This is a genomic window from Campylobacter showae CC57C (assembly GCF_000344295.2).
Taxonomy (GTDB): domain Bacteria; phylum Campylobacterota; class Campylobacteria; order Campylobacterales; family Campylobacteraceae; genus Campylobacter_A; species Campylobacter_A showae_B.
This window is the reverse complement of record NZ_AOTD01000143.1, coordinates 1-9,311: the sequence shown is the minus strand read 5'-3', so window position 1 is coordinate 9,311 and position 9,311 is coordinate 1. Positions and strand designations below refer to the sequence as shown.

The following is a 9,311-nucleotide window of genomic DNA, read 5'->3' as shown; positions in this document are numbered from 1 at the left end:
TCTTTTACAATACAAACCAAAGCCGATAGATCCAAAAATGATAGAAGAATTTGACAAAGATATAAATTTCTACAAACAACACTGTCCCGACGAAAATGCAACGTTTAAAGATGCAAGAGCTTTTATAGTATGGGCAAATGAAGAAAAAAGGCAATATGAAATAAGATGGTTTATATATAAAACCAAGAACAACCCAGCCAAGGTGATTTACGTAGATAACAACCGAAGTAAATCTAGTTCAAACTCAAATTTGAAGTAAAATAATCTCGGCGCAAAGACGAAGCTAAAATATAAATTTGACCGAATAAAATTTGAGCTCGCGGCGGCGTAAAATTAAATTTAAGAAGGTAAATTTGACGAGAAAGACCGCAAATTTGCCTGCTTAAATTTCAAATTTGACTAAACCTTGCTAGCTTCTAAAAAATGCGCCGCTTAGAGTGGTTAAAATTTAGCGTTGTGCGGCGGATTCAGCTCTAAACTACGGCATTTTAAGCGACTGCGAAAACTGCTCGAGATAAAAAGTAAATTTTAAAAGCGGCGCGCTAGAGTAAATCTGCGCTTACCGCTCGCCTTGCGCCAAAAGCTTCGCCGCACGTCCGTTTTTTCGCACTTCTTTGAAAAATATCCGCAGTGCCCTTTGCTCCTTTGCACCGATTTCGTAGCTGATAAATTTGAGATACCATTTGATATCGTCCGCGCTGATGCCCCTAGTTTGGGCGTATTTGGCGAGGATGTAGTTTGGGATTTTGACATTTGCTCGCAAAAACTCGCGCGCCAGCCGCTCATACGCGCCGCGCCCCTTCACGCAGGAAAATCGCCCGAAAACAAACGGCAAGCCCGTCCGCTCGCGCCACGCTCGTCCAAGGTCGTAAAACGCCTCCTCGCCTTCCCGTAGATACGCCTTTAGCGCGCGGTCGCCGATGAGCACCTCGCCCTCAAGCCCCAGCACTCCGGCTAGCGCGTTTGAGCTCGCAGACGCGGGATCCGGGCGCGCGGCGGTACCCTTTCGCACGAGCACGCTTTTGACGTCGCCCTTAGCTACGATGCCCAGACTCACCTTTTTGTAGCGTTTTTTGCGGCTTTCGATGCTCGAGATCACGGCGGCGTCGATCCTGCGGCAGCGCAGATCGCGGTTTAGTTTACTAGGAACCCCTTTTTTAAATTCGATGATTTTTTTATCCTGCGAGCTTAGGCGCGAGCGCTTTAAAAATACGTGAAAAGGAAGCAAATTTAGATAATCAATCTTGCCAAAAATCATAAAAACTCCGAATTTATAAGGATTTGCGCCGCTCTAATACGAGCCAAATTTAAAGCCAAATCCAAGTCTGTAAAAATAAATTTTCGTAAAATCCAAATCATAGCCCTCGTCAAAAAGACGCGGCTTGCGAGCCTCGTGACGATACCGCAAATTTGACCAATTCGCGCCGCAAAATACGTCCGCACCAAAGCAAAGCACGATAAAGGCGCGAGTCTGGCTCACCTAGCAAAAGCTCACCCCAAAAAGACTACAACGCAAAATCTCCGCGATACGCCGAGTCGCTCGCATTGTTTAGGAGGCCAAGCGGGCATTTTACGCGGTTAAATTTGAAAAGCGGCGACTCCGCGCAGGAAATCGCCGCTAGAAAAGCAAATTTAAGCTCGCAAGCGCGCTATTTTGCTTCGTTAAATTTGATATTCGTGCTCTTCAAGCTCGTCGTTTAAGAGCTTCGTAAATCTCGCAGCATGCGCTTCTATCGCGCTATCAGGCACGCCCGGCTCCACGCCGCAGCTAGCAAAGATGCGCCCGTAAACGAGCTCGCAAAAGTCCGCGCAGCACTGAAGCGGTAGCAAAATCTCGTTTAGGCTAAATTTGATCGCGCCGTGCTTGGAGTATTCGCCTAGCCCGCCGCCCGCGCTAACGGCGATTTGTAGCTGTTTGCCCGCGATCTTCGCGCCCTGCCCGTAGGCAAAGCCGCGGCTAAGCACGTAGTCGATGTAGGCTTTTAGCATGGAGGGCACGTTAAAGCCCATCATCGGGAACAAAAACACGATGCGATCGGCGCGCAAAAACGCCTCTTGCTCGGCTGCGATGTCGATTTTAAGGGCGTCAGTGCCGTAAAGTCCCTCCAGGTGGCGAACCTCGGCGCCCGCGCTTTTTGCGGCGTTTGCCAGCGCCTTGTTTAGGCGAGAGGCGGCGAAATTTGGATGGGATAAAACTACTAGCGTTTTCATTTTGGCTCCTTTTTTGATAAATTTTAGATCGTTTGCGTTTTTGGATGCGTTAAATTTAAGCTGATTAAATTTGCTATTTTTTAAACTCGCCTCAAACCGCAAAAGTCTTATTTTTGAGAAATTATATCATCAAAAGCCTAAAAACGGGTTAAGGCGAGCGGTAACGTCGCGTAAAATAGACGGAAATAAATTTGATGTATTTTTGCGAGCTGGAGGCTATGTGCTGGACAAATTTGACTTGCGCTTAAGCCGCGATCCGTATCGCTATAAACACTCTTAAATTTTGCTACATGCGAGCTTTTGATAGTTAAAACTTAAAAGCTGTGACGCCTAAAACGCCAAAATTTAAGCTAAATTCATCGCACAAAAAGCAAAAACTCAAGACAAAATCTCAAATTTTACCCGCTCGTTTTCCTCCGCAAGGTCGGTAAAAACGGCGATCAGATCGTCTGCATAGTCGCCAAGCGTGCTAAGAGCGGCACGGTTTTTTAGATTTATCTGCGTTGGTTCGTTTATCTCGCCCAGAGCGTCGTAAAGCTCGTCGAGGTTTTTCACGTCGGGATCAAGGCCGAATTTTCGCGCTAGATACTCAAAGGCAGCCGTTTTCTCGCGCATTTTCGCGCAGTTTAGAGTTATGGTTTTCACTGCTGTCTCCGCTCATAAAGTAGATAAAAGTTCTCATAATGATCGGGCGTGTAGTAGATCAACCCATCGTTAGAAAACACGATACGCTCGGCTCTGCGTCGTCCTCCGCGGTATCCGATATCGCACTCAAACCACTTGCGCCCGTCGGCACTGGGTAGTTTTTTTTCTCTGTTTGAAAAGCGGTCGCCGCCGATGCTTTTTTTGTCCGTGACTTGCCATAGGTTGCCGCTTTTAGCGTCCCATCCGAGCGCGATCGCCTCTTTTTTGGTGATGAAATTTCGCGGCAGCTCGCCGAATTTATAAATATACGCCGCAACCTCGTCTTTTGAGGTGTAAATGCCGTCTTTTACGATGTTTGCGGAAGGCGTGGTAGCTACGTTTTTGCCTGCGCCGTTTCCTTTAAATTCGCTTTGCGGCTGATTTTGTTTCGGGGCGACCGAGTTATCCGGGATAATAAATTTAAACAGCGCCGCGAGTAGCAAAATAGCCAGCGGTAAGATGACGTTTCTAAGTAGTTGTTTGTTCAAAAAAGACCTTTTGGAATAAATTTGAAGCGCTCGCTTCGGGGTTAAATTTGACGTCAAATTTTACGGGTTAAATCCAAATTTGATAATGTCGCGCCGTAAAGATGAGAGTAAATTTACGCTAAATTTGACTAGACAAAAGCCGAATCTAACCGCATAAATCGCAGTCAAATTCGGCTAAATTTACGGCACAATTAAGCTAAATTTGCTCGTCCGAGTTCGTCAAATTTAAAGCGTATTAAACACCCTATCGCCAGCGTCGCCAAGGCCCGGCACGATGTAGTTTTTCTCGTTTAGTCGCTCGTCGATCGCAGCCGTATAGACCTCGACGTCCGGGTAAACCTCGCTAAAGCGCTTTAGTCCCTCGGGAGCGGCGATGATGGAGATAAATTTGATCTGCTTTATGTCGTTCTCGCGTAAAAATTTAACCGCGTCGATAGCCGTGCCGCCGGTGGCAAACATCGGATCGATGATGATGGCTAGGCGGTTTTTGGCATCGCGAGGCAGCTTGGCGTAGAAAAACTCCGCCTCCGCGGTCTTTTCGTTTCGCTGAAAGCCCAAAAAGCCCACGCTAGCGTCTGGAATGATCGTAAATACGCTATCAAGCATGCCCAGCGCCGCTCGCAAAATCGGGCAAATCATCACCTTTGTCGCGAGCTTTTTAGCCTGGGCCTGGGCGACTGGAGTCTGCACGCTCACGTCGCGCAGCGCCAGATCCCTAGTCGCCTCAAATATCATCAGATGGCTGATCTCGTCCACGAGCATCCTAAACTGAAACGGCTCGGTGTTTTTATCCCTTAAAATCGCTAGTTTGTGCTCGATGAGCGGGTGAGAGATGAGCCTGACGTTTTTCATTTACAGACCCTTTGCGAGCTTTTCTGTGTAGGCTTTTACGTCAAAATCCTTCACTCTAGCTACGCCGTCGTCGACCGCAGCTTGCGCTACCGCAGGAGCTACCGCCGTTAGGACGCGTTTGTCAAACGGTTTTGGTATGATGTAGTCTTTGCCGAATTTTAGCTCTTTTACGCCAAACGCAGCGCAAACCTCCGCAGGCACGGGCTCTTTAGCCAAATTTGCAAGCGCGCGCGCCGCAGCCATTTTCATATTTTCGGTGATTTTTTTAGCTCTGACGTCTAGCGCGCCGCGGAATATAAACGGAAAGCCAAGTACGTTATTTACCTGGTTTGGATAGTCGCTGCGGCCAGTTCCCATCATCACGTCGTTTCGCACGCTTGCGACGTCTTCAGGGAATATTTCCGGAGTCGGGTTAGCAAGCGCAAAAATAATCGGCTCGTCGTTCATAGAGGCGACCATTTCTTTGGTTACGACGCCAGGCTTGCTAAGGCCTAGGAACATATCCGCGCCCTTCATCGCGTCCGCTAGCGTTCTATCAGCGGTTTCTAGGGCGAATTCTAGCTTTTCCGGAGTTAGATCGGTGCGGCCTTTGTGGATCACTCCTTTGCTATCTACCATCACGATGTGTTTTGCGCCCAGAGCTTTATACATCTTAGCGCATGCGATGCCTGCCGCGCCCGCGCCGCTAACTACGATTTTGATTTTAGAGATATCTTTGCCAGAAATCTCCATCGCGTTTATTATGCCCGCGCTTGTAATCATCGCCGTGCCGTGCTGATCGTCGTGCATGACCGGGATATCGACTGCTTCTTGTAGTTTGCGCTCGATCTCAAAGCACTTTGGAGCGCGGATGTCTTCTAAATTTATGCCGCCAAATGTCGGAGAGAGCGCTTTGCAAATTTCAACGATCTTATCTGGATCATGCTCGTCTAGCTCGATGTCAAAGGCATCTACGTTTGCAAATTTTTTAAACAAAACCGCCTTGCCTTCCATTACCGGTTTGCCCGCTACCGCGCCGATGTCGCCTAGGCCAAGCACGGCTGTACCGTCGGTGATGACGGCTACTAAATTTGCTTTGTTTGTGTATTTGTAGGCTAGTTCGTTGTCGGCCTCGATCTCTTTACAAGGTACCGCAACGCCCGGCGTGTACGCCATAGATAGGTCTCTAGCCGTCGCGCACGGGGTTTTTACTTTTATCTCTATCTTACCGCCCTCGTGATACGCGAGCGCTTCTTCGTTAGTTACGTGTGTCATTTGTTCTCCTTTAAAATATTTTTTATTCGTTTTTTCGTCTCGTCCGCGCCCAAAACTTCGAGCACCTCAAATATCCCCGGGCTTACGCTATTTCCGGTTAGCGCGACGCGAAGCGCCTGAGCTAGGTCTTTTAACTTTAAGCCGTTTGCTTCTAAAAATTTACCCGTCATCTCCTCGTAGCCTTTGGCGTCCAAATTTTCGCCTAAAATTTCGGCAAATTTAGCCAAATTTTCCTTGCTTTCGGGCGTGATAAATTTAGCATAGGCTTTCTCGTCGTATGCGCTTGGAGCGTTTATTATCGTCTTTGCGCTCTGACTCATTTCAACTAGCGTTTTTGAGCGTTCGCGCAATGAATTTAACAGCACCTCGCCCTTTGGCATCGCTTTAAAATCTATGTCAAAGCTAAGCATCTCTTTTGCCAGTCTCTCGTACGGCAAAGTCTTGATGTAGTGGGCGTTTAGCCACTCTAGCTTGCTTGCGTTATAGGTGCTTGAGCTTTTGTTTATATCGTGCGGATCGAAATACTTTAGCATATCGTCCATACCGAAAATTTCGTCGTTTCCGTGGCTCCAGCCTAGGCGAACGAGGAAATTTAAAAGAGCTTCGGGCAGATAACCCATGCGCTTATATTCCATCACGTCGGTCGCGCCGTGGCGTTTGCTCAGTTTGCTGCCGTCTTCGCCGTTTATCATCGCGACGTGGTAAAATTTCGGCGCTTTAAAGCCTAGAGCGTCGTAGAGTACGATTTGTTTCGGGGTATTTGATAGATGATCGTCGCCGCGGATGACGTCGGTTACGCCCATTAGCGCGTCATCTATCACGACTGTGAAGTTATACGTCGGAGTGCCGTCAGAGCGTGCGATGATAAAATCATCCAGGATGTCCTCGACTCTAAATTTGACCTCGCCTTTGATACCGTCGTCGATCACGATCTCGCCGCTTAGAGGCGCTTTGATACGGATAACGGGCTCCACTCCCGCAGGCGGAGTGCCTGTAAATTCGCGGTAGCGATTGTCGTATTTAGGCCTCTCTTTTCTCGCTTCTTGCTCGGCGCGCAAAGCGTCTAGCTCGTCCTTGCTCATGTAGCATTTGTAGGCTTTGCCCTCGGCTAGCAGCTTTTGTACATACTCTTTATACACGTCGAATCTACGCGACTGATACGTCACTTCGCCGTCGTGATCCAGCCCGCACCAGGCAAAGGCCTCCTTTATCGCTTGCGTGGCCTCCTCGGAGTTGCGTTTTAGGTCGGTATCTTCGATGCGCAGCAGAAATTTGCCACCGTTTGCTCTAGCATATAAGTAGTTATAAAGCGCCGTCCTAAGTCCGCCGATGTGCAAATATCCGGTCGGAGATGGGGCAAATCTAGTTACTATTTGTGAATTTTGCATTAAATTTTACCTTTATAGCTTGCGCTTAAATTTAAAATGTTATAATGCTCAAATTATATTTACTTTAGACTTAAACAAAGGTTTTATATGTTAAAAAAGATCTCATTCGCCGCGTTTTTTCTCGGTTTTTGTATGGCTAACGCGAGCCAGATCTCAAACGGCATAGCCGTCATCATCGAAAACGAACCCATCACCGTAAACGAAGTACGCAAAGCCGCCGCGCAGCTGCAAACAAGCGAAGCCAACGCGCTAAATTTACTGATCCGCGATAGACTCGAAATCGCACAGATCAAAAACCTAAAAATCGAAGCTAGCGACTACGAGCTAAATCAAAGGCTGCAAAAGATCGCAAGCGAAAGCGGCATGAACGTCTCCGATCTACGCTCGGCCGTGCTATCAAAGGGCGGCGACTACTCGCAGTTTAAAGACGACGTCGCAAAAAGCATAAAACAAGAAAAGCTATATCAAAGCATATTTGCCGAGGCTAAAATCAACATCTCGGAAAACGCCGCGAGAGCGTATTTCGAGCAAAATCGCGACCTTTTTGCACACTTTACCGACGTGAGCGTGACTAGATACGTGGCACCTTCGATGCAGCTTTTAGAGGCTGCTAGACACAGCTCTCCGATGAACACCACCCACGGCGTGCACATGGACGTCCTGGATCTAAAAAGCGAGCAGATCCCGCCTCAACTAAGGACGATATTTCAGCAGACCCCGGACGGCACTTTTACTCAGATTTTCCAGACTCCCGAGGGCTTTGAGATGTTTTACGTAGCGTCTAAAAAAGGTCAAACGATGCCTGAATTCGACGAGGTCAGAGACGAAGCGATGAACGCACTTTATAAACTCGAGCAAGACCGCGTCATCGGCGAATACTTCAATAAGCTCCGCGCCAAAGCTAACGTCAAATATCTACGCTAAACTCAAATTTAAGCGCAAAATTTAAGCCGATTTGATTCGGCTTAACTTCTCTTATTTTCGGTCAAATTTGACCAATTTTTTAAATTTAGCTGCTTACTTGCCCAAACCCGCACCTTTACGGCGCAAATTTCGCTAAAATTCGCTCCAAACGTAAAATCCTAAAAAGGTAAAATTTGAACATAAACGAAGCCATAGAGGCAACTAGAAAAAAGCAAAAAGAGTGCAGACGTGCGTTTGTGAAGTATCTATTTTTGGGAATCTTTTTTATAGCCATATTGCCGCTTAGCGGGATTTTCGTAGCGGAAAAAATTTTTAGAAGCGAATTAGGCGTAATATTTATCATCATCGGTTATATTCCAATTTTTATCGTCTCATGGGTGACAACTTGATCTAATGTAATTGAACCATTGTGGGTTTACGAGGAATTTTACAAAGATGTTTATATTCGTACCATTATTTCGGATATAAACCAGGCTTTTAGTTATGAACCATCGGCAGGGATTAGCCGTGAGGAATTTAAAAAGATAGGCTTATATGCGCAAAATAAATTCCGCGCCGAAGATCAAATCAGCGGCATTTATAACGGCGTTAAATTTAGCTTAAGCGAAGCAATAAGGATACCGGGCGGAACTATCGTCGCCGGCACCGGCTACTCTCCGGAAATAGCCTCAGTCCTTTTTGTCACTACGGCTTTCTATACAATATATAGCAATGCCCAAGCCTTTAGCGGCTCGGTCTTGGTTTGCGAGTTTTACAAGAAATTTAGCGGGCAAACGATAGTGGCAAGCCGCACTCTAAATACTAAATTTTTAGGCGAAAAAGAGCGGATGGACGATACTCTTTTTAACGATGAATTTAGGGTTTTTACGGACGACAAGGTCGAAGCAAGATATCTTTTGACGCCCGCATTCATGAAGCGCTTGCGCGAGTTAAAGATAAAATTTGCGGGAGAGATGGGCGTGAGCGCTGCGTTTATGGACGATAAATTTTATCTATTTTTAAACGGAGCGAAAAATAGATTTGAAACTACGCCGTTTTCGCTACCGCCTAGCCTTTATGACGTAAAGCAGATAAAAAAGGAAATTTCAGAGCTTTTATCTATCATAGACGAGTTAAATTTGAATCTTGATATTTTTAAGTGAGGGCAAATTTAACGGCTGGGGTTTTTACAACTAAATTAGCATTTTTGCGGTGCGGGTTTTGCCGATAAATTTAGATGTAAATTTACGGCTCAAAGTCTCGCGCGCATAAATCAAATCTCACTTTTTCCCGCTAAATTTATCGTAAATTTGACCGAGTTTCGAGCGTTTTTTACGCGCTTGCAGCTCTTTTAGGAAGTTTTTGTTGCCCCTTTGCGCAGCCGCGGCGAACTGAAACGAAGTGATCTTGTATTCGCCCGAAACCCTAAATATCTCAAAAATTTGACGCCCGAATATCTCCCACGGCTCGACGCCGGGCGCCGTGTAAACCATGTGCGCGTGGCACTCGGCGCTGATGCCCTCCTGCGCGG

At 46.8% G+C, this 9,311-nt stretch carries 12 protein-coding genes and 1 pseudogene; 4 read left to right on the top strand and 9 right to left on the bottom strand.

Annotated elements, in window-relative coordinates; genetic code table 11:
- A pseudogene (locus tag H740_RS11925) lies at positions 1-259 on the top strand (ankyrin repeat domain-containing protein); the annotation flags it as partial.
- Between the two features lie 300 nt (positions 260-559).
- Here H740_RS11925 and H740_RS05540 read toward each other — a convergent pair.
- The 8 genes from H740_RS05540 to gltX form a co-directional block, all read right to left on the bottom strand.
- Complete coding sequence (locus H740_RS05540; protein WP_002952242.1) at positions 560-1,258, bottom strand: MqnA/MqnD/SBP family protein; 699 nt, start codon at positions 1,256-1,258, stop codon at positions 560-562.
- Between the two features lie 33 nt (positions 1,259-1,291).
- A complete protein-coding gene (locus tag H740_RS05535) occupies positions 1,292-1,480 on the bottom strand; it encodes a hypothetical protein (RefSeq protein ID WP_002952241.1) in 189 nt (62 codons plus the stop codon).
- Positions 1,481-1,662: 182 nt separating this feature from the next.
- Complete coding sequence (locus H740_RS05530; RefSeq protein WP_034957404.1) at positions 1,663-2,211, bottom strand: NAD(P)H-dependent oxidoreductase; 549 nt, start codon at positions 2,209-2,211, stop codon at positions 1,663-1,665.
- A 378-nt stretch (positions 2,212-2,589) separates the two neighbouring features.
- Positions 2,590-2,856, bottom strand: a complete 267-nt coding sequence (locus H740_RS05520; protein WP_002952238.1) for a barstar family protein — start codon at positions 2,854-2,856, stop codon at positions 2,590-2,592.
- Positions 2,853-3,383 (bottom strand): ribonuclease domain-containing protein, encoded by a 531-nt coding sequence (locus H740_RS05515; protein WP_002952237.1) that lies wholly within the window; start codon positions 3,381-3,383, stop codon positions 2,853-2,855. The genes H740_RS05520 and H740_RS05515 overlap by 4 nt, the downstream gene beginning before the upstream one ends.
- A 225-nt stretch (positions 3,384-3,608) precedes the next feature.
- Complete coding sequence (upp, locus tag H740_RS05510) at positions 3,609-4,235, bottom strand: uracil phosphoribosyltransferase (RefSeq protein WP_002952235.1); 627 nt, start codon at positions 4,233-4,235, stop codon at positions 3,609-3,611.
- Positions 4,236-5,489, bottom strand: a complete 1,254-nt coding sequence (locus tag H740_RS05505) for a malic enzyme-like NAD(P)-binding protein (RefSeq protein WP_002952232.1) — start codon at positions 5,487-5,489, stop codon at positions 4,236-4,238. It lies immediately after the preceding gene.
- Positions 5,486-6,877, bottom strand: a complete 1,392-nt coding sequence (gene gltX, locus H740_RS05500) for a glutamate--tRNA ligase (protein WP_002952230.1) — start codon at positions 6,875-6,877, stop codon at positions 5,486-5,488. Before gltX ends, H740_RS05505 begins: the two co-directional genes overlap by 4 nt.
- 87 nt (positions 6,878-6,964) lie before the next feature.
- Here gltX and H740_RS05495 point away from each other — a divergent pair, with 87 nt between their 5' ends.
- From H740_RS05495 to H740_RS12170, 3 genes are all read left to right on the top strand, one after another.
- Positions 6,965-7,801, top strand: a complete 837-nt coding sequence (locus tag H740_RS05495; RefSeq protein WP_002952228.1) for a peptidylprolyl isomerase — start codon at positions 6,965-6,967, stop codon at positions 7,799-7,801.
- Positions 7,802-7,974: 173 nt separating this feature from the next.
- Positions 7,975-8,190, top strand: a complete 216-nt coding sequence (locus tag H740_RS05490) for a hypothetical protein (protein ID WP_002952227.1) — start codon at positions 7,975-7,977, stop codon at positions 8,188-8,190.
- 18 nt (positions 8,191-8,208) lie between these two features.
- A complete protein-coding gene (locus H740_RS12170; protein WP_002952226.1) occupies positions 8,209-8,943 on the top strand; it encodes a DUF3137 domain-containing protein in 735 nt (244 codons plus the stop codon).
- A gap of 117 nt (positions 8,944-9,060) precedes the next feature.
- Here H740_RS12170 and H740_RS11920 read toward each other — a convergent pair.
- Positions 9,061-9,311: hypothetical protein (locus H740_RS11920; RefSeq protein ID WP_002952224.1), on the bottom strand; the 251-nt coding region annotated here is incomplete at its 5' end.

Excerpts from the sequence above, each read along its gene's own strand:
- H740_RS05505 (WP_002952232.1), bottom strand. The coding sequence starts at position 5,489 with ATGACACACGTAACTAACGAAGAAGCGCTCGCGTATCACGAGGGCGGT.
- gltX (WP_002952230.1), bottom strand. The coding sequence starts at position 6,877 with ATGCAAAATTCACAAATAGTAACTAGATTTGCCCCATCTCCGACCGGA.
- H740_RS05530 (WP_034957404.1), bottom strand. The coding sequence starts at position 2,211 with ATGAAAACGCTAGTAGTTTTATCCCATCCAAATTTCGCCGCCTCTCGC.
- upp (WP_002952235.1), bottom strand. The coding sequence starts at position 4,235 with ATGAAAAACGTCAGGCTCATCTCTCACCCGCTCATCGAGCACAAACTA.
- H740_RS05540 (WP_002952242.1), bottom strand. The coding sequence starts at position 1,258 with ATGATTTTTGGCAAGATTGATTATCTAAATTTGCTTCCTTTTCACGTA.
- H740_RS05495 (WP_002952228.1), top strand. The coding sequence starts at position 6,965 with ATGTTAAAAAAGATCTCATTCGCCGCGTTTTTTCTCGGTTTTTGTATG.